This is a genomic window from Bacillus sp. FMQ74 (assembly GCF_001875785.1).
GTDB classification, from domain to species: Bacteria; Bacillota; Bacilli; order Bacillales; family Bacillaceae; genus Bacillus; species Bacillus stercoris.
In genome coordinates, this window is record NZ_MOEO01000002.1 from 41,711 (window position 1) to 66,790 (window position 25,080).

At 43.1% G+C, this 25,080-nt stretch carries 25 protein-coding genes and 1 riboswitch; of the genes, 20 read left to right on the plus strand and 5 right to left on the minus strand.

Annotated features, from left to right (window positions below; all coding sequences use genetic code 11):
- The first annotated feature begins 81 nt into the window (after positions 1-81).
- Both BLL41_RS04725 and BLL41_RS04730 read left to right on the plus strand, forming a co-directional pair.
- Positions 82-855, plus strand: coding sequence for an alpha/beta hydrolase family protein (locus BLL41_RS04725; protein WP_071576960.1), 774 nt, complete (start codon positions 82-84; stop codon positions 853-855).
- Between the two features lie 51 nt (positions 856-906).
- Positions 907-1,149 carry a DUF2584 domain-containing protein gene (locus BLL41_RS04730; RefSeq protein ID WP_071576961.1) on the plus strand — a complete coding sequence of 81 codons (243 nt, stop codon included), beginning with the start codon at positions 907-909 and terminating at the stop codon, positions 1,147-1,149.
- Positions 1,150-1,187: 38 nt separating this feature from the next.
- On the opposite strand, the gene pckA is transcribed toward BLL41_RS04730, so the two are convergent.
- A complete protein-coding gene (pckA, locus tag BLL41_RS04735; RefSeq protein ID WP_071576962.1) occupies positions 1,188-2,771 on the minus strand; it encodes a phosphoenolpyruvate carboxykinase (ATP) in 1,584 nt (527 codons plus the stop codon).
- Between the two features lie 197 nt (positions 2,772-2,968).
- Positions 2,969-3,107: riboswitch (SAM riboswitch) on the plus strand.
- A gap of 167 nt (positions 3,108-3,274) precedes the next feature.
- Here pckA and metK point away from each other — a divergent pair.
- The 3 genes from metK (at position 3,275) to alaP (ending at position 8,052) form a co-directional block, all read left to right on the plus strand.
- On the plus strand, positions 3,275-4,477 hold the full coding sequence (gene metK / locus BLL41_RS04740) for a methionine adenosyltransferase (RefSeq protein ID WP_014665081.1): 1,203 nt from the start codon (positions 3,275-3,277) through the stop codon (positions 4,475-4,477).
- 149 nt (positions 4,478-4,626) lie between these two features.
- Positions 4,627-6,525, plus strand: a complete 1,899-nt coding sequence (gene asnB, locus BLL41_RS04745; protein WP_071576963.1) for an asparagine synthase (glutamine-hydrolyzing) — start codon at positions 4,627-4,629, stop codon at positions 6,523-6,525.
- A 135-nt stretch (positions 6,526-6,660) separates the two neighbouring features.
- Positions 6,661-8,052: an alanine permease AlaP gene (gene alaP, locus BLL41_RS04750; protein WP_014665079.1), complete on the plus strand. Its 1,392-nt coding sequence runs from the start codon at positions 6,661-6,663 to the stop codon at positions 8,050-8,052.
- Between the two features lie 243 nt (positions 8,053-8,295).
- Here alaP and BLL41_RS04755 read toward each other — a convergent pair whose 3' ends face one another.
- Positions 8,296-8,811: a gamma carbonic anhydrase gene (locus BLL41_RS04755; RefSeq protein WP_071576964.1), complete on the minus strand. Its 516-nt coding sequence runs from the start codon at positions 8,809-8,811 to the stop codon at positions 8,296-8,298.
- 48 nt (positions 8,812-8,859) lie between these two features.
- On the opposite strand from BLL41_RS04755, the gene ytpA reads away from it, so the two are divergent.
- Both ytpA and tbcS read left to right on the plus strand, forming a co-directional pair.
- Positions 8,860-9,639 (plus strand): phospholipase YtpA, encoded by a 780-nt coding sequence (gene ytpA / locus BLL41_RS04760; protein WP_071576965.1) that lies wholly within the window; start codon positions 8,860-8,862, stop codon positions 9,637-9,639.
- A 20-nt stretch (positions 9,640-9,659) separates the two neighbouring features.
- On the plus strand, positions 9,660-10,763 hold the full coding sequence (gene tbcS, locus BLL41_RS04765) for a tetraprenyl-beta-curcumene synthase (protein WP_071576966.1): 1,104 nt from the start codon (positions 9,660-9,662) through the stop codon (positions 10,761-10,763).
- Here the strand turns inward: tbcS and mnmM are convergent.
- The gene (mnmM, locus tag BLL41_RS04770) at positions 10,753-11,337 is read right to left on the minus strand and encodes a tRNA 5-(aminomethyl)-2-thiouridylate-methyltransferase MnmM (protein ID WP_069840176.1); all 585 of its coding nucleotides are present in this window, start codon (positions 11,335-11,337) and stop codon (positions 10,753-10,755) included. The genes tbcS and mnmM overlap by 11 nt on opposite strands.
- A complete protein-coding gene (mnmL, locus tag BLL41_RS04775; protein WP_071576967.1) occupies positions 11,334-12,302 on the minus strand; it encodes a tRNA modification radical SAM protein MnmL/YtqA in 969 nt (322 codons plus the stop codon). Before mnmL ends, mnmM begins: the two co-directional genes overlap by 4 nt.
- A 161-nt stretch (positions 12,303-12,463) precedes the next feature.
- Here mnmL and BLL41_RS04780 point away from each other — a divergent pair, with 161 nt between their 5' ends.
- The 12 genes from BLL41_RS04780 (at position 12,464) to bceB (ending at position 22,900) form a co-directional block, all read left to right on the plus strand.
- Positions 12,464-12,736: a YtzC family protein gene (locus BLL41_RS04780; protein ID WP_071576968.1), complete on the plus strand. Its 273-nt coding sequence runs from the start codon at positions 12,464-12,466 to the stop codon at positions 12,734-12,736.
- Positions 12,737-12,890: 154 nt separating this feature from the next.
- Complete coding sequence (locus BLL41_RS22510; RefSeq protein WP_003229119.1) at positions 12,891-13,028, plus strand: hypothetical protein; 138 nt, start codon at positions 12,891-12,893, stop codon at positions 13,026-13,028.
- 32 nt (positions 13,029-13,060) lie between these two features.
- The gene (ytrA, locus tag BLL41_RS04790) at positions 13,061-13,453 is read left to right on the plus strand and encodes a GntR family transcriptional regulator YtrA (RefSeq protein ID WP_003229121.1); all 393 of its coding nucleotides are present in this window, start codon (positions 13,061-13,063) and stop codon (positions 13,451-13,453) included.
- Positions 13,446-14,324: an ABC transporter ATP-binding protein YtrB gene (gene ytrB, locus BLL41_RS04795; RefSeq protein WP_071576969.1), complete on the plus strand. Its 879-nt coding sequence runs from the start codon at positions 13,446-13,448 to the stop codon at positions 14,322-14,324. The genes ytrA and ytrB overlap by 8 nt, the downstream gene beginning before the upstream one ends.
- Entirely contained in the window at positions 14,318-15,301 is a 984-nt protein-coding gene (gene ytrC / locus BLL41_RS04800; RefSeq protein WP_071576970.1) for an ABC transporter permease YtrC, read from the plus strand. Before ytrB ends, ytrC begins: the two co-directional genes overlap by 7 nt.
- Positions 15,302-15,330: 29 nt before the next feature.
- A complete protein-coding gene (gene ytrD, locus BLL41_RS04805) occupies positions 15,331-16,308 on the plus strand; it encodes an ABC transporter permease YtrD (RefSeq protein WP_071576971.1) in 978 nt (325 codons plus the stop codon).
- A gap of 14 nt (positions 16,309-16,322) precedes the next feature.
- Positions 16,323-17,018 carry an ABC transporter ATP-binding protein YtrE gene (gene ytrE, locus BLL41_RS04810; RefSeq protein ID WP_047183063.1) on the plus strand — a complete coding sequence of 232 codons (696 nt, stop codon included), beginning with the start codon at positions 16,323-16,325 and terminating at the stop codon, positions 17,016-17,018.
- Positions 17,008-18,318, plus strand: a complete 1,311-nt coding sequence (gene ytrF / locus BLL41_RS04815) for an ABC transporter permease YtrF (RefSeq protein WP_015251399.1) — start codon at positions 17,008-17,010, stop codon at positions 18,316-18,318. Before ytrE ends, ytrF begins: the two co-directional genes overlap by 11 nt.
- A 96-nt stretch (positions 18,319-18,414) precedes the next feature.
- Positions 18,415-19,110: a two-component response regulator BceR gene (gene bceR / locus BLL41_RS04820; RefSeq protein WP_071576972.1), complete on the plus strand. Its 696-nt coding sequence runs from the start codon at positions 18,415-18,417 to the stop codon at positions 19,108-19,110.
- Complete coding sequence (bceS, locus tag BLL41_RS04825) at positions 19,103-20,107, plus strand: two-component sensor histidine kinase BceS (RefSeq protein WP_071576973.1); 1,005 nt, start codon at positions 19,103-19,105, stop codon at positions 20,105-20,107. The genes bceR and bceS overlap by 8 nt, the downstream gene beginning before the upstream one ends.
- A 101-nt stretch (positions 20,108-20,208) precedes the next feature.
- Positions 20,209-20,970: a bacitracin ABC transporter ATP-binding protein BceA gene (bceA, locus tag BLL41_RS04830; protein ID WP_003229137.1), complete on the plus strand. Its 762-nt coding sequence runs from the start codon at positions 20,209-20,211 to the stop codon at positions 20,968-20,970.
- Complete coding sequence (gene bceB, locus BLL41_RS04835) at positions 20,960-22,900, plus strand: bacitracin ABC transporter permease BceB (protein WP_071576974.1); 1,941 nt, start codon at positions 20,960-20,962, stop codon at positions 22,898-22,900. The genes bceA and bceB overlap by 11 nt, the downstream gene beginning before the upstream one ends.
- Positions 22,901-22,936: 36 nt before the next feature.
- On the opposite strand, the gene BLL41_RS04840 is transcribed toward bceB, so the two are convergent.
- The gene (locus BLL41_RS04840; protein ID WP_071576975.1) at positions 22,937-23,683 is read right to left on the minus strand and encodes an LMBR1 domain-containing protein; all 747 of its coding nucleotides are present in this window, start codon (positions 23,681-23,683) and stop codon (positions 22,937-22,939) included.
- A 188-nt stretch (positions 23,684-23,871) separates the two neighbouring features.
- On the opposite strand from BLL41_RS04840, the gene BLL41_RS04845 reads away from it, so the two are divergent.
- On the plus strand, positions 23,872-25,065 hold the full coding sequence (locus tag BLL41_RS04845) for an MDR family MFS transporter (RefSeq protein ID WP_071576976.1): 1,194 nt from the start codon (positions 23,872-23,874) through the stop codon (positions 25,063-25,065).
- Positions 25,066-25,080 lie beyond the last annotated feature (15 nt).

Here is a 25,080-nt window from a genome sequence, read left to right on the forward strand (position 1 = left end):
AAAATGTGTGAATGCCTAATCGGGTTCTCCGGATGTAATTTTGGAGTAAGGAAAGCATATAGAAAAAAGGAGGCGGCTGTTTTGATTGTAGAGAAAAGAAGATTTCCGTCGCCAAGCCAGCATGTGCGTTTGTATACGGTCTGCTATCTGTCAAATGGATTACGGGTAAAGGGGCTTCTGGCTGAGCCGGCGGAACCGGGACAATATGACGGATTTTTATATTTGCGCGGCGGGATTAAAAGCGTGGGCATGGTTCGGCCGGGCCGGATTATCCAGTTTGCATCCCAAGGGTTTGTGGTGTTTGCTCCTTTTTACAGAGGAAATCAAGGAGGAGAAGGCAATGAGGATTTTGCCGGAGAAGACAGGGAGGATGCATTTTCTGCTTTTCGCCTGCTTCAGCAGCACCCAAATGTCAAGAAGGACAGAATTCATATCTTCGGGTTTTCCCGCGGCGGAATTATGGGAATGCTCACTGCGATCGAAATGGGAAGGCATGCGGCTTCACTTGTTTCCTGGGGAGGCGTCAGTGATATGATCCTTACATACGAGGAGCGGCAGGATTTGCGGCGAATGATGAAAAGAGTCATCGGCGGAACACCGAAAAAGGTGCCTGAGGAATATCAGTGGCGAACACCGTTTGATCAAGTAAATAAAATTCAGGCTCCCGTGCTGTTAATCCATGGAGAAAAAGACCAAAATGTTTCGATTCAGCATTCCTATTTATTTGAAGAGAAGCTAAAACAATTGCATAAGCCGGTTGAGACGTGGTATTACAGTACATTCACACATTATTTCCCGCCAAAAGAAAACCGGCGTATCGTTCGGCAGCTTACACAATGGATGAAAAACCGCTGACAATGAAATATGGTATGATAAAGAAAAAAGAGAACGAAAGGGGATCTCACTTTGGGAATGCCTGTTGAATTTAATACACTGATTGTGACAAAAGGAAAAGAAGTTCGCATAGATGAAAATATATTCACGTTAGAGAAGGACGGATACCGCGTATATCCGATGGAGATTCCGATGGATGTGCGCAAAACAAAGCTTGGAGAAAAGTCGGGCACAGCTGAAGTACAGAAGCTTCAATGGGAAGACGGCCGGACCATCATTACGTACAAGCTGACTTCTTTGCATTCTGTCAATTAAAACAAGCCAAGAGCGTAATTGCTCTTGGCTTTTGCTTTTTAAACGAGAGGGCCGCCTGCCTGTGCAATGGCATCTGTATGTGCGAACTTTTTAAAATTCTCTTTGAATTCATTTGCAAGGTAGACTGCCTTTTCTCTGTATTCTTCCTTGTTGGCCCACGTGTTTTCAGGCTGAAGGATATGATCAGGAACGCCAGGAACATGAGCCGGAATGTGCAGGCCAAAAATATCGTCAGTTATCATTTCTGCACCCTCTAATTTACCTTCAATCGCAGCTTTGACCATCGCTCTCGTGTAAGAAAGCTTCATTCGTTCGCCTGTGCCATAGCCGCCTCCGGTCCAGCCGGTATTGACCAAGTAAACGTCTGCGCCATGTTCATCGATCTTTTTGCCGAGCATTTCAGCATAGACGTGAGCAGGAAGCGGCAGGAACGGTGAGCCGAAGCAAGTGGAGAACGTCGTTTCAGGTGACGTCACACCCCGTTCGGTTCCGGCAAGCTTGCTCGTGTAACCGCTCAAGAAATGATACATCGCCTGCTCCTTCGTCAGTTTGCTGATCGGGGGCAGGACACCGAAGGCATCAGCCGTCAAAAATACAATTGCAGACGGATGGCCTGCCATGCTTGGAGTCACGATGTTATCAATCATATGAATCGGGTAAGCTGCCCGCGTGTTTTCAGTATAGAAGGAATCATCATAATTGGCTTCGCGTGTGTCTTCATCAACAACGACATTCTCGAGAACTGATCCGAAACGGATTGCGTTAAAGATTTGCGGCTCCTTCTCCTCGCTTAAGTGAATGCACTTAGCGTAGCATCCGCCTTCAATATTAAAGACGCCTGTATCAGACCAGCCATGTTCATCGTCACCGATCAGCTTGCGGTCAGCATCGGCTGAAAGGGTGGTCTTTCCTGTTCCTGACAGTCCGAAGAAAAGGGCGACATCACCTTTTTCACCGACATTGGCGGAGCAGTGCATGGATAAAATATCTCTTTCAGGCAGCAGGAAATTCATAATGGAGAAAATGGACTTCTTCATTTCTCCGGCATACTCTGTTCCCCCGATTAAAATCGTCCGTTTTTCGAAAGAGACAATAATAAACGTTTCGGAATGAGTGCCGTCTGTTTTTGGATCCGCTTTGAAATGCGGAGCAGAAAGAATGGTAAACGGCTGTTCAACTGTTTTCTTATCATTGCCTTCCGGACGGATGAACAGCTGCCGCGCAAATAAATTGTGCCATGCGAACTCATTTACGACAGTGATCGGCAGCCTGTATTTCTCGTCTGCTCCGGCAAATCCTTCGAAAACAAACAGCTCATCTCGCTGTTTCAGGTAGCTGACAACTTTCGTATACAGCCGATCAAACGCTTCTTCTGAAATCGGCTGATTCACCGGGCCCCAATCGATCTTATTTTTCGTGCTTTCTTCCTCCACGATGAATTTATCTTTAGGTGAACGTCCTGTGTAAGCGCCTGTTGTCGCGCGAACAGCACCCGTGGATGTTAAAATGCCTTCGTTTCGGGAGAGTACTTTTTCTGTTAGCTGTGCTGCTGATAAATTATGACGCACATTTGGACTTGTTAATAAGGCTTGTAAATCAGCGGTCAAATCAACTGAGTTCATATGAAACCTTCCTTTATCGTTTTTTTGTGTTTTGCTAATTGTGAATTAGTATAACATATATTTTCAAATAGTCTATACTATTTATCATTTTTTGTGTGTGTATTTCCATTGTTTTCCCTCAATATAGGTGCCTATTTCTTCTGAATCATATTGACATTGCAAACCCTTTTACGATAAGATATTTCATTGAGCGGATACTCTTATCCCGAGCTGGCGGAGGGACAGGCCCTATGAAGCCCAGCAACCGGTTTCTCTGTTATTTATTATGTTCAACTGTGTGAGACAACCAAGGTGCTAACCTGTTGCAAGGTTGTATGATTCCTTGAGCGATAAGAGTGAAAGGCACAAAGACCAAACCCTTTCCTCGATGGAAAAGGTTTTTTTATTTCATAAATATGCCAATTAACATTCTCTAATATAACGTTACATTGTATAAGAGGGAGCGAGTTCCGTATCATATATGCAAGGTCTATCGGGAGACCTTGTGCAGGAGGAAGCAAATCATGAGTAAAAATCGTCGTTTATTTACATCAGAATCTGTTACGGAGGGGCATCCGGATAAAATCTGTGACCAGATTTCTGACAGCATTTTAGATGAAATTTTAAAGAAAGACCCTAACGCGCGTGTTGCTTGTGAAACATCTGTGACAACTGGTTTGGTTCTTGTTAGCGGAGAGATCACAACATCTACGTATGTTGACATTCCGAAAACGGTGCGCCAAACCATTAAAGAAATCGGATACACACGTGCGAAATACGGATTTGATGCGGAAACTTGTGCGGTTTTAACATCAATTGATGAACAGTCTGCTGATATCGCAATGGGTGTAGACCAAGCGCTTGAAGCCCGTGAAGGTACAATGAGCGAAGAAGAAATTGAAGCGATCGGTGCTGGTGACCAAGGTTTAATGTTCGGTTATGCGTGCAACGAAACGAAAGAGCTTATGCCTCTTCCAATTTCACTTGCTCATAAATTAGCCCGCCGCCTAAGTGAAGTCCGTAAAGAAGATATTCTTCCGTACCTTCGCCCTGACGGCAAAACTCAGGTAACGGTTGAGTACGATGAAAATAACAAGCCTGTCCGCATTGACGCGATTGTGATTTCAACCCAGCATCACCCTGAAATTACACTTGAGCAAATTCAGCGCAACATTAAAGAACATGTAATCAATCCGGTTGTTCCTAAAGAGTTGATTGATGAAGAAACAAAATATTTCATCAACCCAACAGGACGTTTCGTAATCGGAGGCCCTCAAGGGGATGCGGGACTTACAGGACGCAAAATCATCGTTGATACGTACGGTGGCTATGCACGCCACGGCGGAGGAGCGTTCTCAGGAAAGGATGCGACGAAGGTAGACCGTTCTGCGGCTTATGCAGCAAGATATGTTGCGAAAAACATCGTTGCGGCTGAGCTTGCTGATTCTTGCGAAGTACAGCTTGCTTACGCGATTGGTGTTGCACAGCCTGTGTCAATCTCAATCAACACATTCGGTTCCGGAAAAGCTTCTGAGGAAAAACTGATTGAAGTTGTCCGCAATAACTTTGATTTACGACCTGCAGGCATTATCAAAATGCTTGATTTACGCCGTCCGATCTACAAACAAACTGCTGCGTACGGCCACTTTGGACGTCACGATGTTGACCTTCCATGGGAGCGTACAGACAAAGCGGAGCAGCTGCGTAAAGAAGCGTTAGGAGAATAATTTTATAGCCGCTTACTGGTTAAGCGGCTTTCCCTTTTTTATCGTTGTATTCATGTTTATTTTTTTACATAACTGTGAAACCAAATACTATTCACAGCGTCTATAAATAGGGGTTCAATGATGACAATTTTAATTATGGAGGCAATACTATGTGTGGATTTGTCGGGGTTTTTAACAAGCATCCGTTAGCTCAAACCGCTGATCAAGAAGAACTAATCAAACAAATGAACCAAATGATCGTTCACCGCGGTCCTGACAGTGATGGATATTTCCATGATGAGCACGTCGGATTCGGATTCAGACGTCTCAGCATTATTGATGTAGAAAATGGCGGACAGCCTTTATCATATGAAGATGAAACATATTGGATTATCTTTAACGGGGAAATCTATAACTATATTGAACTGAGAGAAGAGCTTGAAGCAAAGGGGTACACATTCAACACGGATTCGGACACAGAGGTTCTTCTTGCGACTTACCGTCATTATAAAGAAGAAGCGGCGTCCAAACTGCGCGGTATGTTTGCCTTTCTGATTTGGAATAAAAACGATCATGTGCTTTATGGAGCAAGAGATCCATTCGGCATTAAACCGTTGTACTACACAACAATCAATGATCAGGTTTATTTTGCCTCAGAGAGAAAAAGTTTAATGGTTGCTCAGAATGATATTGAAATAGATAAAGAGGCATTGCAGCAGTACATGTCTTTCCAATTTGTTCCTGAACCAAGCACGCTTGATGCCCATGTAAAAAAAGTAGAGCCGGGTTCACAGTTCACAATCCGCCCGGACGGCGATATCGCATTCAAAACGTATTTCAAAGCGAACTTCAAGCCGGTTCAGACTGAAGAAGACAAGCTTGTGAAAGAAGTCAGAGACGCGATCTATGACTCTGTAAACGTTCATATGAGAAGTGACGTTCCTGTCGGTTCATTCCTGTCAGGCGGAATTGATTCTTCCTTTATTGTATCTGTTGCGAAGGAATTTCATCCAAGCTTAAAAACATTCTCAGTCGGCTTTGAACAGCAGGGCTTCAGTGAAGTTGATGTAGCGAAAGAAACTGCAGCGGCGCTGGGCATTGAAAATATCAGCAAAGTCATTTCGCCTGAGGAATACATGAATGAGCTTCCGAAGATCGTATGGCATTTTGATGACCCGCTTGCTGATCCGGCAGCAATTCCGTTGTACTTTGTTGCAAAAGAAGCGAAAAAACATGTAACGGTTGCTTTATCAGGTGAAGGAGCGGATGAGCTCTTCGGCGGATATAACATTTACCGCGAACCGCTTTCGCTTAAACCGTTTGAACGGATTCCATCCGGCCTGAAAAAGATGCTTTTGCACGTTGCTGCCGTTATGCCTGAAGGTATGAGAGGAAAGAGTCTGCTTGAGCGAGGCTGTACTCCGCTTCAGGATCGTTACATCGGTAACGCGAAGATCTTTGAAGAGTCTGTCAAAAAACAGCTGTTGAAGCATTATAATCCGAACCTTTCATATCGCGATGTGACGAAGACTTACTTTACAGAAAGCAGCTCGTACAGCGATATCAACAAAATGCAGTATGTCGATATCCACACTTGGATGCGCGGCGACATTTTGTTAAAAGCGGATAAAATGACGATGGCAAATTCTTTGGAACTGCGTGTGCCGTTCTTAGATAAAGTCGTATTTGACGTCGCTTCAAAAATTCCTGATGAGCTGAAAACGAAAAACGGCACGACGAAGTATCTTCTTCGCAAGGCAGCTGAAGGAATTGTGCCTGAGCACGTATTAAACCGCAAAAAGCTTGGTTTCCCTGTACCGATCCGTCATTGGCTGAAAAACGAAATGAACGAATGGGTGCGGAATATTATTCAAGAAAGCCAAACGGATGCTTATATCCATAAGGATTATGTCCTTCAGCTTCTTGAAGACCATTGTGCGGACAAGGCTGATAACAGCCGTAAAATCTGGACTGTACTGATCTTTATGATCTGGCACAGCATCAATATTGAAAAACGGTATATGCCTGAAGAGCTGAGCCATCAGCCTAAAGAAGTCATCTTTGTGTAACAGACAACAAGGCTTTCGATTAGTCGAAAGCCTTGTTATTATCCTTTTATTTCTCCATCATCATTGATTTACCCAATCCACACGAAATATTCAGAAAAATGATTTAATGATATTTTTTTCTAGGGGAGAAGAAGCATGCAAAAACAAAAACAAGAGCTGCACCGCGGACTCGAAGAAAGGCATATTTCTTTAATGTCTTTAGGAGCTGCCATAGGAGTGGGATTGTTTCTAGGCTCCGCATCAGCTATTCAATTAGCAGGGCCAGGTATTTTGGTAGCATATGCCGCAAGCGGCTTGGTCATGTTTTTTATTATGAGAGCGCTTGGGGAAATGGCCATTCAAAAACCGGTTGCCGGTTCCTTCAGCAGGTATGCGCGTGATTATTTGGGACCGCTTGCAGGCTATTTAACAGGGTGGAACTACTGGTTTTTATGGGTTGTCACCTGTATGGCTGAAATTACTGCTGTTGGCATCTATATGGGGTTCTGGTTTCCTGATGTGCCAAACTGGATTTGGGCATTATCGGCGCTGATCATTATGACGGGTGTTAATTTCCTGGCTGTCAAAGCTTACGGGGAGCTGGAATTTTGGTTCGCATTGATTAAGATTGTCGCGATCCTATCTATGATTGCTGTCGGTTTATTGATGATTATTGCAGGAGTCGGCAATGGGGGCATTGCAACTGGAATCAGCAATTTATGGAACAACGGAGGATTTTTCCCTCATGGAATAAAAGGGGTTTTATTGTCACTTCAAATGGTGATGTTCGCCTATTTAGGGATTGAAATGATCGGGGTGACGGCTGGCGAAGTGAAAAACCCGCAAAAATCGTTAGCCAAAGCAATCGATACAGTATTTTGGCGGATTTTGATTTTTTATGTAGGCGCTTTATTTGTCATTATGTCTATTTATCCGTGGCAGGAAATTGGCTCCCAAGGAAGCCCATTTGTTCTCACATTTCAAAAAGTGGGCATTCCATCAGCTGCAGGCATCATTAACTTTGTCGTGTTGACAGCCGCGCTGTCTTCATGCAATAGCGGTATTTTCAGCACAGGGCGGATGCTGTTTAACCTGGCGGAACAGAAAGAGGCGCCACAAGCATACGGTCAGTTGACGAAAGGCGGCATCCCGGGTAAAGCTGTTCTGGCTTCAGCGGGCGCTTTATTAGTCGGAGTGCTGTTAAACTACGTTGTCCCTGCAAAGGTATTTACCTGGGTTACAAGTATTGCGACGTTCGGAGCGATTTGGACGTGGGCGATCATTTTGCTTTCTCAAATCAAATACAGGAAAAGTTTGAAGCCCGAAGAAAAGAAACACTTAAAGTACAAAATGCCTTTCTTTCCGTTTACGTCTTATGTGTCATTGGCGTTTCTAGCATTCGTTGTCATTCTTATGGCTTACAGCCCTGATACAAGAGTAGCCGTGATTATCGGGCCGATATGGTTTCTCATCTTGCTTGCCGTTTACTATGGAAAAGGTTTTCATAAAAAAAATGCGGCTAATGACAGCGAACGAAATATCAGCTGACAAAAAGAGCTCCCAGTGGGCTCTTTTTGTGTGCTCATAGAAAATAGAGAACAGGAAAGAATAGGTATGGGTTTTTGCAGAGGCTGTTTATAATTTTGTGATAAGATAAAAGTCATACGTTTAATGCGACATGTGAACGTTTTATGGAAAAATCGAAACCCGAACTGTCATGACGTCCGGGTTAACGATGGTTATTGCTTTCAAATATAATTTGAAAAATGGTAAAGTAAGACGAAGCAGGTCTTATGTTTGTTGAAGTGATTTATAATATTGGCCCTTTTCTACATATTCTGACCGTATTCTTTGCATATCTTTTCGGTCTTCTTCCGTCAAAGGGCGGATGACTTTTGCAGGGCGGCCAAAGGCGAGATGGCCAGGCGGAATGATTTTTCCGGGCGGAACCAGACTGCCGGCACCAATAAAGGCGCCTTCGCCAATTTCGGCTCCGTCTAAAATGATTGAGCCCATGCCAATTAAGGCGTTCTTGCGGATGACAGCGCTGTGAAGTGTAACCTGATGGCCTATCGTGGCGTCATCTTCAATGAGAAGCGTCTGGTTCGGGCTTTGGTGGAGGCAGCTCAAATCTTGGATATTGACTCTGTTTCCGATTCTGGTCGGCGCAACATCTCCCCTTATGACAACAGAAAACCAAACGCTGGACTGTTCTCCGATCACGACATCACCGGTAATTGTTGCATTATCAGCTATAAAGGCTGTTGGGTGGATATCTGGCATGTGTTCCTTATAAGGGTAGATCATCAGATTCATCCTTCTTTCTCTATTTAAATTTCGTATGAGGTGAAGAGCATGTGGACCTGGAAAGCAGACAGACCTGTTGCAGTGATTGTAATCATTCACGGGGCAAGTGAATATCACGGACGATATAAATGGCTGATTGAAATGTGGCGATCTTCGGGTTATCACGTTGTCATGGGCGATTTGCCTGGACAGGGAACAACGACAAGGGCGAGAGGGCATATTCGCTCTTTTCAAGAATACATTGATGAAGTAGATGCTTGGATAGATAAAGCGCGAACCTTTGATCTGCCGGTTTTTCTTTTAGGTCACAGCATGGGCGGTCTGGTCGCGATTGAATGGCTTAAACAACAAAGAAATCCCCGCATTACGGGAATTATTTTATCATCACCGTGTCTCGGACTGCAAATTAAAGTCAATAAAGCGCTTGACCTTGCATCAAGAGGCCTGAATGTCATCGCTCCGTCGCTTAAGGTTGATTCGGGATTATCAATTGATATGGCGACGCGCAATGAGGACGTCATCGAGGCTGACCAAAATGATTCGTTATACGTCAGGAAAGTTTCTGTCAGATGGTACAGAGAGCTTTTAAAGACAATTGAATCAGCGATGGTGCCGACAGATGCATTTTTGAAAGTGCCGCTTCTTGTGATGCAGGCCGGTGATGATAAGCTTGTTGATAAAACGATGGTCATCAAGTGGTTTAATGGTGTTGCTTCTCATAATAAAGCGTACAGAGAGTGGGAAGGGCTTTATCATGAGATCTTTAATGAACCCGAAAGAGAAGATGTCTTTAAAGCAGCAAGAGCGTTTACTGATCAATATATTTGAACTAGTTGGGGGTGCATGTGTTGACAGTACCGGAACATCCTTTTGGATTGATGGCAAAGGTATATCGAGATATTTTTCCGCTCGTTCATCAAGAGCTGGACATATGGAAGCAAAAATCAGAATCGATTCATAACAGTGAGTTAAAAGCGCAGGCAACCGCAAGTATTCGGGACAAAACGTTTCACTGTGAAGGCGGCGGAATACTGGCTTTATTGTCAGGCAGCCAAAAACAGAAATGTGTCGAGTTTATCATCGCGTATCAAACGATTAGTGATTATTTGGACAATCTGTGTGACCGCAGCACCTCACTTGACCCGCAGGACTTTCGGATGCTCCATGCCTCAATGCAGGACGCACTGACAGTAGGGGCTGAACTGCAAAACTATTATCAATTCAGAGAAGAACAGGATGACAGCGGATATTTGCATGAACTGGTTAAAACGTGCCAGCGTGTTCTCGGCTCCATTGAGCACTATGACATGATTAAACCTTATCTGCTTGAACTGTGCGGCTATTATTGCGATTTGCAGGTGCATAAGCATGTCATTGAGCATGAACGTGTTCCGCGGCTTGAAAAGTGGTTTACTCAATATGAATCAGAGCTCCCTGAGATGGAATGGTATGAATTTTCAGCCTGTGCAGGTTCAACGTTAGGCATTTTCTGTCTAGTTGCGTATTCGTTCCAGCCTGATTTCACAGAAAGCACCGCTAAAAAAATCCGCGACAGTTATTTTCCTTACATACAGGGCCTTCATATTCTGCTTGATTATTTAATTGATCAAGAGGAGGACTTGCTGGAAGGAGACTTGAATTTCTGCTCGTATTATCAGTCTCATGAAGAGATGATGAATCGGCTTGAACACTTTATCCATAAAGCCGACGAGCATTTACAAGGCATTCCGCATGAAAACTTCCATCGTTTAATCAATCGAGGCTTGCTTGGCGTTTATTTGTCGGATGATAAAGTGGCGGGCCAAAAGGAAATGGGCCGGCTCGCAAGGAAGCTGATCAAAGCCAGCGGAAAAACTTCCTTTTTCTTTTATATCAACGGCAGAGCCTACCGGAAATTTCAAAAAATGTCCTGGATGAAAAGCTCAAAGAAAAAAGCTCAAATCATTTGCTGATCTGAGCTTTTTTTTCGATGGCGACAATAAATGGCGGGTCATTTTGCTGATTGATAAATCCGTATGTTAATACACGGGCTGTTTGCTGGTCCAAGTCCCGGCAAAACTCAAGCACATCGTTTTTTTCCGCTTTGCCTTCCGGGTGGCCATGATAGACGACGAGAACGATCAGGCCTTCGTCTTTCATGATGCTGAGAAGCTGTTCAATTGCTTTGATCGTTGAACTGCCGTTTGTTGTAATGGATTTGTCCCCGCCCGGCAAATAACCGAGGTTAAATACCGCGGCCGCCACTTTGCCATGTGTTTCAGGCGGAAGGGATTCAGCGATTTTGTCATGGCTTTTGTGAAATAATGTTGTCCGCGCTTGATAAGTCTCACCGAGCCGTTCCTGTGTATTGGCCACGGCTGATTCTTGAATGTCAAAAGCGTACACATGGCCGTTTTGACCGACAAGCTCCGCTAAAAACTGTGTATCATGTCCGTTGCCCATCGTTGCATCTACAACGATATCTCCTTCTCCCGCGGCCATTTTCAGCAGTTCTTTGCTGTAAGGAAGAATTTTCTTCAAAATCATAGCGCTGATTCCTCCTCAAGCCGTTGAAACAACTTCCCTTGATAGCTGCCTCGATTTTCCAGCTCTTTATTAATGGCGCCAAGCACTTCCCATTTGTTGACGCTCCACATTGGCCCAATCATCAATTCGATCGGACCGTCACCTGTAATGCGGTGGACGATCATTTCCGGCGGAATGATCTCAAGCTGATCGCAGACGAGCTGCACATAATCATCTTGAGAAAGGAATTCCAGCTTTCCCTTTTCATATTGCTTGACCATTGGCGTGCCTTTCAGTAGGTGAAGCAGATGGATTTTAATGCCCTGAACGTCCAAATCTGCGACGGCCTTTGCCGTATCCATCATCATGTCCCGGTCTTCCAAAGGCAGCCCGTTGATAATATGCGAGCAGACACGTATGCCGTGTTTTCTTAATTTATTGACGCCTTCCACATAACAGTTAAAATCATGTGCGCGGTTGATCAGAAGTGCAGTCCGTTCATGAACTGTTTGAAGCCCCAGCTCCACCCACAAATACGTACGTTCATTCAGCTCTGCCAAGTAATTAACGACATCATCAGGCAGACAGTCCGGGCGTGTGGCGATCGAAATGCCAACCACATCATCTAAGGCGAGGACGGATTCGAATTTCTCACGAAGCACATCAACCGGGGCATGCGTGTTGGTGAAAGCCTGAAAATAAGCGATGTATTTGCCGTCCTTCCATTTTTCGTGCATGCGGTTTTTGATGTCATGGAATTGCGTAATTAAATCATCGGCCCGGTTCCCGGCAAAATCGCCGGAGCCTGCTGCGCTGCAAAACGTACAGCCTCCGTGGGCAACGGTGCCATCCCGGTTTGGACAGTCAAAGCCTCCGTCAAGCGCCACCTTAAATACCTTATGGCCGAAATAATCTCTAAGATGATAATTCAATGTATGATAGCGTTTTTCCGTATTTGAATAAGGAAAAGGATTGTTCTGCATCACAATTCATGTGCCTCCTTGCGTACGATTGCATCCTAAAATTGTAGCACGCATTTCACAAGAGAACAAATGAATATCGACCATAAATTACTTTATTGAACAAAGTCAGATGAGGCTACAATATGAATGATGGATGATTTCCATTACCAAGAGGAGGGGTTACTGTGGCAACAAGACAATCAGTAGATGAACATCTCCAGCAATGTATGCAGGCCTATGATTATGCTGAAGAACAGCTGAAAATCGCTTCTAAACAAGAGCATTATAACGATCAAGAATATAGTGATGCGCAAATGCAGCTAGAAGATGCGGTAAATGCCTTGAATAAACTCTGGCTGTCGTCAAATGATCAGCAGAGAGGACAGCTGTACAGAATGAGGCTTCAGCTTCAAGTTTTGCAAAATAATATGATCCTGCAGCACCCTCTTGATGTGTAGGAAACGGACCCTTTTAAAAGGGTCCGTTTTTTTGTAAAAAAAGGATTGACTTTGTGAGTCAAAGTATTTATTGTATTAAGTGTACTAATTGAAGTAATACACTATAGACACTAATATAACATCATTTATATATTGACATTAAGGGAGGCCAGTTATGAAACATAAAAAACGAAACAAACGTAACGTGCCAATGCTGATTGCGGCATCTGTGATCGCTTGTTCTTTTTTTCTTGTTCTCGTGATGATCGGTTTTGAATGGCAAAAAAGCATAATTGATCATTTTTATCTATAAAGGTTCAGATCGTATAGAAAGTAGGGAAGTAAATGATTCAAATCGATCCAAGAAGCTCAACACCCATTTACGAACAAATTATTCAGCAAATGAAAGAGCTTTGTTTGAAAGGGATCATGAAGCCTGGTGATAAGCTTCCTTCTGTCAGAGAATTGGCAACGATCATTATTGCGAATCCGAACACTGTCAGCAAAGCGTATAAAGAGCTTGAGCGAGAGGGGATTATTGAAACGCTGCGGGGCAGAGGGACCTATATATCGGAGAATGCAAAAACGACACTGGTTGAAGGGAAGATGACGATGATTAAAGAGCAACTCAAACAGCTCATCATCGATGCACACTATGCAGGGGTTGAGCTGGAAAAACTGCACGAATGGATAAAGGAAATCAGCGCTGATGTGAAGGGAGGCAAAAAAAATGATTGAACTGCGGCAGCTGTCAAAAACGATTGACGGCAATCAAGTATTAAAAGATGTTTCATTAACAATCGAAAAAGGAGAAATCTTTGGATTGCTTGGACGCAACGGATCGGGCAAAACGACGATGCTTCGCTTAATCCAGCAAATCATTTTCGCTGACAGCGGAACGATTTTATTTGACGGCGTAGAAATCAAAAAGCACCCGAAGGTCAAACAAAATATCATCTATATGCCTGTTCAAAATCCGTTTTACGATAAGTATACATACAAGCAGCTTGTCGATATCCTGAGAAGAATATATCCGAAATTTGATGTCACGTACGCGAATGAACTGATGAACAGATACGAAATTCCGGAAACGAAAAAATACCGTGAGCTGTCGACAGGCATGAAAAAACAGCTGTCGCTCGTTCTGTCGTTTGCGGCAAGACCGGCGCTGATTCTCCTGGATGAGCCGACGGACGGTATTGATGCGGTAACTAGACATGATGTGCTGCAGCTGATGGTCGATGAAGTGGCAGAGCGTGATACGAGTATCCTGATTACGTCCCATCGGCTTGAAGACATAGAGCGGATGTGCAACCGAATTGGTTTTCTTGAAGATAACAGCCTGACCAACGTCATGGATCTTGATGAGTTAAAAGAAGAATACATTAAAATTCAAATGGCCTTCGATACAGATGTCAATTTGGCCATCAGAGAGCAAAACATTCCGATGCTCGATCAGGCTGGCGTGTTTTACACAGTGCTGATTCCGAAAAGCGATGAGGAGAAAAAGAGCTTTTTGAGAGAGCTGAAGCCAAAAGTATGGAATGAGCTTCCTGTCAACTTGGAAGAAGTGTTCATTGCGAAGTTTGGAGGGAAGCGGAGATGGTAGACCGAGGTCTCCTCTATCGAGAGTGGAAACAGAATCAAGTGGTGATTTTGTTAAGTATTGCATTTTTAGTGCTGGCCAATCCGCTTTCTATTGTTAATACGTATTTGTCTTATCAAGGGTGTCTGGCTCAAGAGACGCAATATTGTGAGTTTATTGTGAATTTTCATAGGAGCAATCTAATAGATATCAACTGGGTGCCGGGGGTCATTTTGGCGGTCTGCTTCCTGGGAATGGAGCGTTCGAAAGGCACGATGGATTTTATATTAAGCCTCCCGTATAACAGAAGCCAAATTTTCCAGACGAAATTTTGGTTAGGCGGTTTTGTGATTGTGTTGTCACAACTGATTGGTTTTTTACTTGCTTGGCTGCTGATTCTTGTTTACCAACCTGAGCATGTCTACTATTTTGAGCACAGCAGTGTTGGAGTAATCGTGATTAGCTTTATGGCTTACTCACTTGTGATGGCCGCCGGAGCGTTAACTGGAAATGCTTTTGCCCAGTTATTAACGGCATTTGCTACTGCGGTATTGCCATATTTAATTGTTGCATTGCCGGTTGGTAACATGGAAGTTATTTTTGGTGTGAATTTATGGGAAATGTTCCCTTCAGCTGAGGGTTATTTTAAACTGACAAACAATTTATACTATCTTGTTCCCCTTGTTTATGTTGCAAATGATTGGCTTATCGATAGTAAATATATTTTATTGATTCCAGCCGCTATGAGCATTCTGTTTTACTTTATTGGCTTTATAAGCTTTAAAAAGCACCCAAGTGAACGAAACGGATCCTTTTTCCTGTGGAACAGATTAGATCGTCCGGTACAAATTCTGGTTATCGCTTTTGGTATTCTTGGATTTGGTTTGTTTGGATATTCTGCCGGCCAATCCATTATTGGTTATATTTTAGGAATGATTATTGGGGCAGTTGTTGGATTCTTTGTGAGCTACTTCGCTATTTATAAGAAAACAAAAGTGTAAGAAATGCCTTAGGTTTGGAGGGAAGTGAGTTGCCGGATTCCGGACTGTTTTATAAAGAGTGGAAGCAAAATAAAGCTCTGCTAACCACCGTTTTTTTCGTATTAATGCTCAGCAATCCTTTTACAGTTTTAAATACGTACATCTCATATCAAGGCTGCGTCGATCATCAGAACGATTGGGTCGGAAACTGCGTATTTTCGATTAACTATTTAAACGGCACATTTATCTCATTTTTTTGGATTTGGGGAGTCGTTTTGGCAGTCAGCCAGCTTGGAATTGAACGTAGCAAGAGCTTCTTTGATTTTACATTAAGCCTTCCATATACACGAGGGCAGATATTTCATGCGAAGTTCCTTATTGGCGGAATGGTGATTGTGGTGCCGCAGCTCATAGGTTATGTTTTGTCTGTTTTGCTGATCATGCTTTTGAAGCCAGATCAGGCCGTTTATTTTCACAATTACAGCCTTGGAATGATCATTGTCAGCATGCTGGCTTATTCGCTTGTTATGGCAGGAGGAGCTCTGACAGGCAATATTTTTGCACAGCTTTTGGTCTCATTTACCGTGGCCATTTCGCCATTTTTACTCATCAGCCTGCCTGCGATCAACCTCGAGATCCTTTTTGGCGGATCAATTGATTTTATCCATGGTCCAATACCTAAATGGGTGCAGTATTTCATTCCGATAATCTATGTAGACTCGAAATGGGCTGAGAATTCACCATATTATTTAGTGATTCCGGCTATCATGACTATCATCTTCTACATCATCGGCTATGTTAGTTTTGTCAAACTGTCTAATGAAAGAAACGGGTACTTCTTCTTATGGAAGCCGCTTGACCGTCCGGTGCAGATCATCGTTATTATCATAGGAATCATGGGCTTTGGGTACTTTGGATTTTCTGCCAGCGAGAGCTTTGCAGGCTATCTCATTGGCATGGCTGCAGGCGCGGTAATCGGTTTCTTGATTAGTTATTTTGCGATTTATAAAAAAACGAAACTTTTGTAAGGGAGAGAGAACATATGATAGATGTTCAGCATATCGACCATTCTTTCAAGATCGGAAAAAAGGGCCGTGAGAATGAAGTTCCAGTATTGAAGGATGTTTCATTACGTGTGGCAAAAGGGGAAATCGCCTGTATTGTCGGACGAAGCGGATCAGGAAAATCAACGCTTCTGAATTTAATATCCGGCTACATATCACCGACAAAAGGGCGGATTGTCATTAATGGCACTGATGTGACGGGGTTTAATGAAAAGGAATGGGCGCAATTTCGGCTTGACCATTTCGGGTTTATTTTCCAAAGCTTTCAGCTCATCCCGGGTTTAACGACGTATGAGAATGTGGAAATGCCGCTGGCGTTAAAAGGAATCAAGCCATCTGAGCGGAAGCAAAAGGTGCAGGACATGCTGAAACGTGTCGGTCTGGAAAACCACGCCGCTCATTATCCGAATGAACTGTCAGGCGGCCAGCAGCAGCGTGTCAGTATTGCTCGAGCGTTGATTTTAAATCCTTCGATTATTTTAGCGGATGAGCCGACGGGAAGCCTTGATTCAGAAACGGAACATGAAGTGCTGGAATTGATTCAGCAGCTGAATCGCGAGCGTGGCATTACATTTGTGATCATTACTCACGATGATGAAGTCGCTTCTATCGGGCATTCAAAATTTCAGCTCCATGATGGTGTGCTAAAAGGGGGAATTACCGTTGAGGTTTAAGGATCAGGTTCATTTTATCAGAAGAAATATGAAGAAAAACAGGCTTCGCGTCTTTATGACGATTCTTGCGACAACAATGGCGTGTGCGTTTTTGGTTGTGCTGTCGTCGGTTGGATTTGGGATTCAAAAGACGATTACAGATATGACAATGAGCCAGCAGATTGTAACGAAAGTCAGTGTAATGGGCAAGGAAGGGGACAAGCCTATTAAAAAAGCTGATTTAGAGAAGTACGATCACGTAAGGTCAGTTGTAGAAAGAACACAAGTATATGAACCAAACAAAGCTACTTTAGGCAATCGCACAAATGAAAGCTCAAATCTCATTTTTACTAATATGAATGATGAATTAAAGGCCAATATGGAATTGGAAAAGGGAAGAGTCGCAAAGTCGGAAAATGAAATCGTAGTAGGATACGACTTCGCAAAGAGATTATTGACGAAAAAAGAATCGGAAGAATATAACAAAAAAATCGAAGAGGCAAAAGGCAATCCAGAAGATATAAAAGAACCAAAGGGCTATACAAAAGACATTCTGAACAAAACAATTGAACTAAGTGTATCGAAGACAGATCCTAAAACAGGGGATGTTACAAAAACAAAAACATATGACTTTAAAATTGTCGGTATTACAAAAAAACCATCTCAAGACTGGATGGAGGACTCAAACATTTTCATCAGTGATCAATTCAAAAAAGATTTTTCGGAATTCTTAGATTTCAAAGGCGGAAATGTTGAAACGAACATTGGCGTTTTTGCTGATAAGTTTGAGAATGTGGAACAGCTGACAAATGATCTAACAGATGACGGGTATTATGTCACATCAGTGACTACCGAACTTGAGGGAGCCAACACCTTCTTCATGGTCTTCAAAATCGGACTGATCTTTGTCGGATGTATCGCGGTTATCATTTCTGCGATAGGTATTTTTAACACAATGACGATGGCGGTGACAGAGAGAACGCAAGAGATCGGCATTATGAAAGCGATTGGGGCGAGTCCGTCTATCATTCGTCGAATGTTCCTGATGGAAAGCGCGTATATCGGAATTTTAGGCTGTGTGATTGGAATTATCATTTCCTACGGCGTTAGCTATCTTGTCAACCTGGCCGTTCCGATGATTCTCGCGGCAACAAGCGGAAGCGATGCGGGCGATTTGAATTACACATTCTCCTATATCCCGGCAAGCCTTGTGATCATTGCCGTTGTGATTTGCGGAGGGGTTGCGGTGATTTCCGGAATGAACCCGGCGAGAAAAGCAACCAAAACCAACGTGCTGACAGCGTTGAGAAGAGAATTATAATGCGAACGAGCCGGCTGAGACAGCCGGCTTTTTCTATAGCGCATGATAGCGTTTTGCTATACACTTGATAAAAAAGGAAAAAGTGCGGTGAGTCGATTGTTTAAACTTTTGCTGATTGAAGATGATGAATCGCTTTTTCATGAAATCAAGGATCGTTTAACGGGATGGTCCTATGATGTATACGGCATTCAGGATTTCAGTCAGGTGCTGCAGGAATTTGCGGCGGTTAATCCTGATTGTGTCATTATTGATGTACAGCTTCCTAAATTTGACGGTTTTCATTGGTGCCGGCTGATCCGCTCCCGGTCAAATGTTCCGATTCTCTTTTTATCCTCCCGGGATCATCCTGCTGATATGGTGATGTCCATGCAGCTCGGGGCAGATGACTTTATTCAAAAGCCATTTCATTTCGATGTGCTGATCGCGAAAATCCAAGCGATGTTCCGGCGTGTGCACCATTATAATACGGTGCCGAGTACGATTAAAACGTGGTGCGGCGCTGCTGTAGACGCGGAGCAAAACCTCGTCAGCAATGACAAAGGATCTGTTGAACTGACCAAAAATGAAATGTTCATTCTAAAACAATTAATAGAGCAAAAAAACAAGATCGTCAGCCGGGAAGAGCTGATCAGAAGCTTGTGGAACGATGAGCGTTTTGTTAGTGATAATACGCTGACCGTCAATGTCAATCGCCTGCGAAAAAAACTGGACGTCCTGCAGCTTGGTGCATATATCGAGACAAAGGTGGGCCAGGGCTACATCGCGAAGGAAGAGGACAAGTTCTATGATTAAAGCATTCCTTATCGAAAGGCGGAGCTGGATTGCCGCGTTTTTGTTTCAGCAGGCTTTAATGCTGGTCGTAGCTTTTGTTGATCCTTCCATATCATTTGGAAATGTTCTTTATATGGTGTATTTGTGCATCTTGTTTTTTGTTATATTCCTATGGTTCCGCTATCGGAAAGAAACCGCGTTTTATAAAAGCCTGAAAACATGGGAAAACAATCTCGATGTGACTGCCATAAATGAACCGGAAACGCCATTTGAAGCAATCGTTGAAAGAAGCATTACCGGGCAAACGGAACACTTGAAGCAAACTGCAACACAGCACCGCTTAGCATTGGAAAATGAAAAAGATGAGCTGATGGCATGGATTCATGAGGTCAAAACCCCATTAACAGCGATGCATTTAATCATTGATAGAATGGAAGAAAAAGCTTTGAAATCCCAGCTGTCATATGAATGGCTGCGTATTCACCTGCTTCTTGATCAGCAGCTTCATCAAAAACGAATTTCATTTATTGAAAACGATCTGTCTGTAGAATTTATTCAGCTACAGCCTTTGATTTTCAAGGAAATCAAAGATTTACAATCGTGGTGTATCCAAAAAGGGGTCGGTTTTGACATACAGCTTGAGGCCGAAGAAGTGCTGAGTGATGCAAAATGGCTGGCGTTTATCATCAGGCAGCTGCTGACAAATGCGGTGAAATACAGCGAAGCCTCTGAAATTGAGATCAAAAGCTTTCATAAAGGGGAACAGACGCAGCTCCAAGTGAAAGACTGTGGCAGGGGCATTGATCCAAAAGATGTACCGCGTATTTTTGATAAAGGGTTTACATCCACAACAGATCACCATAATCAAGCGTCCACTGGCATGGGGCTGTACTTGGTGAAAAAAGCAGCGGCGCCGTTATTGATTCATATTGATGTTGAGTCGGAGTTCGGTGCGGGGACAGCTTTTACATTAACCTTCCCGAAACGGAATCAATTTGAACGGGTCATAAGCGTGTGACGAAAATGTCACATGCTTTTCTTTTTTGTTCGCCGTATCGAAGGAAAAGCCCGGCATTCCTTTTTATAATGAGATTATCCAATATAAAGGAGACTGCGTAAATGGTGATTTTAGAAGCGAATAAAATTCGAAAAAGTTATGGAAACAAGCTGAATAAACAGGAAGTGCTGAAGGGCATCGATATTCACATTGAAAAGGGGGAATTCGTCAGTATTATGGGTGCTTCCGGGTCAGGAAAAACCACTTTGCTCAACGTTCTGTCCTCAATCGATCAGGTCAGTCACGGAACCATTCATATTAATGGAAATGACATGACGGCTATGAAGGAAAAGCAGCTGGCTGAATTCAGAAAACAGCATTTAGGGTTTATCTTTCAGGATTACAATTTGTTAGACACATTGACAGTGAAAGAAAATATCCTTCTGCCATTATCAATCACGAAACTGTCAAAAAAGGAAGCCAATCGCAAGTTTGAGGAAGTTGCAAAGGAACTGGGAATATATGAATTGCGGGATAAATACCCGAATGAAATTTCCGGCGGCCAGAAGCAGAGAACATCCGCCGGAAGAGCGTTTATTCATGACCCGAGCATTATTTTCGCTGATGAGCCGACCGGTGCGCTCGATTCGAAATCGGCCTCCGATTTATTAAACAAGCTGAGCCAGCTCAACCAAAAACGCAACGCCACGATTATAATGGTTACCCATGATCCCGTCGCGGCCAGCTACTGTGGCAGAGTCATTTTTATTAAGGACGGGCAGATGTATACACAGCTGAATAAAGGGGGCCAGGACAGGCAGACGTTTTTCCAGGATATTATGAAAACGCAAGGCGTGTTAGGCGGGGTGCAGCATGAACATTAATCAGCTCATCCTGCGAAATTTGAAAAAGAATCTCCGAAATTACTATTTGTATGTGTTTGCGCTCATCTTTAGCGTGGCGCTTTATTTCGCCTTTGTCACGCTGCAGTATGATCCAGCAATTAACGAAGTGAAGGCTTCGATCAAGGGAGCTGCAGCTATTAAAACCGCTTCGATTTTGCTTGTGGCTGTGGTGGCGATCTTCATTTTATATGCCAATACGATTTTTATTAAGAGACGGAGTAAAGAAATCGGGCTGTTTCAATTAATTGGAATGACAAAACATAAAATTTTTCGCATCTTAAGTGCAGAAAATGTCATGCTGTATTTCGGTTCATTAGCGATCGGGGTAGTGGCCGGGTTTTCGATATCGAAGCTGGTCCTGATGATTCTGTTCAAAATTGTCGATGTCAAAGCGGATGCGAAGCTGCATTTTTCCGAGCAGGCCTTGAGCCAAACGGTCATTGTGTTTTGCGGCATTTACCTTTTGATCATGATCATGAATTATACGTTTATCAAAAAACAGAGTATTTTATCTTTGTTTAAAGTAACGTCCTCCACTGAAGATAAAGTGAAAAGAATATCATTTTTCCAAATGCTGTTGGGCGCTTTAGGCATCGTGCTGATTTTGACAGGATACTATGTGTCTTCTGAGCTGTTTGGCGGAAAATTCAAGACCATTAATGAACTGTTTGGTGCGATGAGCTTCATCCTCGGGAGCGTCATTATCGGGACGTTTTTGTTTTATAAAGGTTCGGTTACATTTATCTCGAACATCATTCGAAAAAGCAAGGGTGGCTACTTAAATATTTCTGAGGTCCTGTCACTATCGTCAATCATGTTCAGAATGAAATCGAACGCTTTGCTGCTGACGATTATTACAACGGTTTCAGCGCTCGCAATCGGGCTGTTATCTCTTGCTTACATCTCGTATTACTCGTCAGAAAAGACCGCTGAACAAAATGTAGCGGCTGATTTTTCATTCATGAATGAGAAAGATGCCAAGTTATTTGAAAACAGTTTGAGTGAAAGCAACATCTCGTTTATTAAAAAAGTAACCCCTGTCCTGCAAGCAAATGTTGACATTGCAAATATCATGGATGGAACTCCGAAAGAGATGCAGGGCGATCCCAGCAATATGCAGCTTGCTGTTGTTAGCGACAAAGATGTAAAAGGAGATGATGTAGCGGCTGGAGAAGCCGTTTTCTCAGGATACACCGACTTGCTGCAAAAAATAATGGTTTTCAAGGACTCTGGTGTTATTAAAGTCAAAAGCAAGCATGAGACGCAACCATTAAAATATAAAGGATTAAGAGAAGAGTTTCTTGTATCCTACACGTTTACAAGCGGAGGCATGCCCACTGTCATTGTGGATGACAGCCTGTTTAAACAGCTGGACAAGGATAAAGACCCCCGCATTCAGCTGGCGCAATCTACATTTATCGGCATCAATGTGAAACATAAAGATCAAATGGAAACAGCAAATGAGCTTTTTCAACAGGTGAACAAGAAAAACGAGCATTTATCAAGACTGGATACAAGCGCTGCGCAAAAATCACTGTTTGGTATTGTGATGTTCATCGTCGGCTTCTTGGGGTTAACGTTCCTGATTACATCAGGTTGTATCCTTTATTTTAAACAAATGGGTGAAAGTGAAGATGAAAAACCGAGTTATACGATTTTAAGAAAACTCGGTTTTACGCAGGGCGACCTAATAAAGGGAATACGCATCAAACAAATGTACAACTTCGGCATTCCGCTCGTTGTCGGCCTCTTCCACAGTTACTTTGCCGTCCAATCCGGCTGGTTCTTATTCGGATCAGAGGTATGGGCGCCTATGATTATGGTGATGGTGTTATATACTGCGCTCTACTCCATTTTTGGTTTTCTGTCAGTTCTTTATTATAAGAAGGTCATTAAATCGTCGTTATGAAACAGAAAAAGCTCCAGACATTCTGGAGCTTTTTGTTTATCGTTTAGGCGCCCGGTAACCGGCGGCTTCAGCTTCTTCAACTGAGCAAAACATTTCAGCCGGATCGGTTGTCCGGTCATAGTATGTACTGCCTGGCGTGTGGTAGATGCCGTTTTTGCTTCCTTTGATATTACAGCCTTCTGCTTTGTCAGCTGTTTTGGTTTCATCACTTTTATTCGTATTGTTTGAAGAACTTCCAGTGTCTTCATGAGAACTTGCAGTTTGGCTTTCTGTCTCTTTTAATTGATTTTGAAGCTTTGTTTTATCTTGTCGGAGTGTTTCATTTTCAGCCTTTGCCGTTTTTGCATCTTCTTTGAGCTGCTTTTGATTTTCTTGAAGCTCTTTAATCTCAGCTTTTAATGATTTCTGAGTCTTCTTTAGTTCGCTATTTTCGTTTTTAAGCTTCTCAAGCTTGTCTTGATCTTCTTTGTTGTCTTTTAATTTCTTTGCTTCAGAGCTGACAGATTTATATTCTTTCTCAAGTTCTTCGTGCTCTTTTGTGAGGCTTTTATATTCGGCGTTTAGCGCTGAATATTTTTTCTCGGCATTTGCTGCGGCAGCATCAGGTTCTGACAATCCTGCCCCGGTGAAGAGCAGCACCAGGCCTCCTATCAAAAGCGGCCAAAAAAGTCTTTTAGAGAAACGTTTTTCTTTTTTCAAAACATATCTGGCGAGGTGATACAATCCGTAGCCAAGCGAAATGAGACACGCAAGAAAACCTAAAAATGCTAATACCATTTCCATAATATGACCCCTTTTTCTATTTATTTTACATTTTTTGAACCATATTTGTTAGATTTTTTCACGCTCATCAGTTGAAAAATGTGAGATAGACAGATAGAATGAATGTGCTATGATTATTGGATTCGTACGGAGCCGTTTTAGGTTTCGTTTTTTTCATGAGCTTTTTTAGGGAAGAAAGGGGGATGAGTATGCCGCGTGCTCTTAAAATATTAGTTATTGGAATGTTTATCAATGTGACGGGTGCTTCTTTTTTATGGCCGCTGAATACGATTTATATCCATAATCATTTGGGAAAGTCGTTAACAGTAGCCGGACTTGTCCTGATGCTGAATTCCGGCGCCAGTGTAGCTGGAAATTTATGCGGCGGTTTTTTGTTTGATAAAATAGGCGGCTTTAAATCGATTATGCTTGGGATTGCGATTACGTTAGCAAGCCTGATGGGCCTTGTCTTTTTTCATGATTGGCCGGCCTATATTGTGCTGCTGACGATTGTGGGCTTTGGCTCCGGTGTTGTTTTTCCGGCCAGCTACGCAATGGCAGGATCGGTATGGCCTGAAGGGGGAAGGAAGGCATTTAATGCGATATACGTCGCGCAAAACGCGGGTGTGGCCGTCGGTTCAGCGCTTGGCGGTGTCGTGGCATCTTTCTCGTTTTCATATGTATTTTTGGCGAATGCCGTATTGTATCTGGTCTTTTTCTTTATCGTATATTTCGGATTTCGAAATATTCAGACGGGAGATGCGTCCCAAACATCTGTGCTTGATTACGATGCTGTGAACAGCAAAGCAAAATTTGCCGCCCTCATCATTTTAAGCGGAGGCTATGTACTCGGATGGCTGGCTTATTCTCAGTGGTCAACCACAATTGCTTCGTACACACAAAGCATTGGAATATCTCTTTCCTTATACAGTGTGCTGTGGACGGTTAACGGAATTCTCATTGTGCTCGGCCAGCCGCTCGTCAGTTTTGTTGTGAAAAAATGGGCCGAGTCGCTTAAAGCGCAAATGGTCATCGGCTTTATCATTTTTATTGTGTCTTTCAGCATGCTGCTGACTGCAAAGCAATTTCCGATGTTTCTCGCTGCGATGGTGATCCTGACGATCGGAGAAATGCTTGTTTGGCCTGCTGTGCCGACAATTGCCAATCAGCTTGCCCCTAAAGGGAAAGAAGGCTTTTATCAAGGCTTTGTCAACAGTGCGGCGACAGGCGGCAGAATGATTGGTCCCCTATTCGGAGGAGTGCTTGTCGATCATTACGGCATTAAGGCTCTTGTTTTATCTCTGTTGGTATTGCTGCTGATCAGTATTGCCACAACGCTTCTATATGACAAACGGCTAAAATCAGCTAAAGAAACAAATAAGCAGGCATCAATCTCTTCATAATAAAAGATCCCGCCG

Excerpts from the sequence above, each read along its gene's own strand:
- pckA (WP_071576962.1), bottom strand. The coding sequence starts at position 2,771 with ATGAACTCAGTTGATTTGACCGCTGATTTACAAGCCTTATTAACAAGT.
- alaP (WP_014665079.1), top strand. The coding sequence starts at position 6,661 with ATGCAAAAACAAAAACAAGAGCTGCACCGCGGACTCGAAGAAAGGCAT.
- metK (WP_014665081.1), top strand. The coding sequence starts at position 3,275 with ATGAGTAAAAATCGTCGTTTATTTACATCAGAATCTGTTACGGAGGGG.
- BLL41_RS04845 (WP_071576976.1), top strand. The coding sequence starts at position 23,872 with ATGCCGCGTGCTCTTAAAATATTAGTTATTGGAATGTTTATCAATGTG.
- ytrB (WP_071576969.1), top strand. The coding sequence starts at position 13,446 with ATGATTGAACTGCGGCAGCTGTCAAAAACGATTGACGGCAATCAAGTA.
- bceA (WP_003229137.1), top strand. The coding sequence starts at position 20,209 with ATGGTGATTTTAGAAGCGAATAAAATTCGAAAAAGTTATGGAAACAAG.
- BLL41_RS04840 (WP_071576975.1), bottom strand. The coding sequence starts at position 23,683 with ATGGAAATGGTATTAGCATTTTTAGGTTTTCTTGCGTGTCTCATTTCG.
- BLL41_RS04755 (WP_071576964.1), bottom strand. The coding sequence starts at position 8,811 with ATGATCTACCCTTATAAGGAACACATGCCAGATATCCACCCAACAGCC.
- asnB (WP_071576963.1), top strand. The coding sequence starts at position 4,627 with ATGTGTGGATTTGTCGGGGTTTTTAACAAGCATCCGTTAGCTCAAACC.
- ytrA (WP_003229121.1), top strand. The coding sequence starts at position 13,061 with ATGATTCAAATCGATCCAAGAAGCTCAACACCCATTTACGAACAAATT.
- ytrC (WP_071576970.1), top strand. The coding sequence starts at position 14,318 with ATGGTAGACCGAGGTCTCCTCTATCGAGAGTGGAAACAGAATCAAGTG.
- ytpA (WP_071576965.1), top strand. The coding sequence starts at position 8,860 with ATGTGGACCTGGAAAGCAGACAGACCTGTTGCAGTGATTGTAATCATT.
- mnmM (WP_069840176.1), bottom strand. The coding sequence starts at position 11,337 with ATGATTTTGAAGAAAATTCTTCCTTACAGCAAAGAACTGCTGAAAATG.
- BLL41_RS22510 (WP_003229119.1), top strand. The coding sequence starts at position 12,891 with ATGAAACATAAAAAACGAAACAAACGTAACGTGCCAATGCTGATTGCG.
- ytrE (WP_047183063.1), top strand. The coding sequence starts at position 16,323 with ATGATAGATGTTCAGCATATCGACCATTCTTTCAAGATCGGAAAAAAG.
- bceS (WP_071576973.1), top strand. The coding sequence starts at position 19,103 with ATGATTAAAGCATTCCTTATCGAAAGGCGGAGCTGGATTGCCGCGTTT.
- bceB (WP_071576974.1), top strand. The coding sequence starts at position 20,960 with ATGAACATTAATCAGCTCATCCTGCGAAATTTGAAAAAGAATCTCCGA.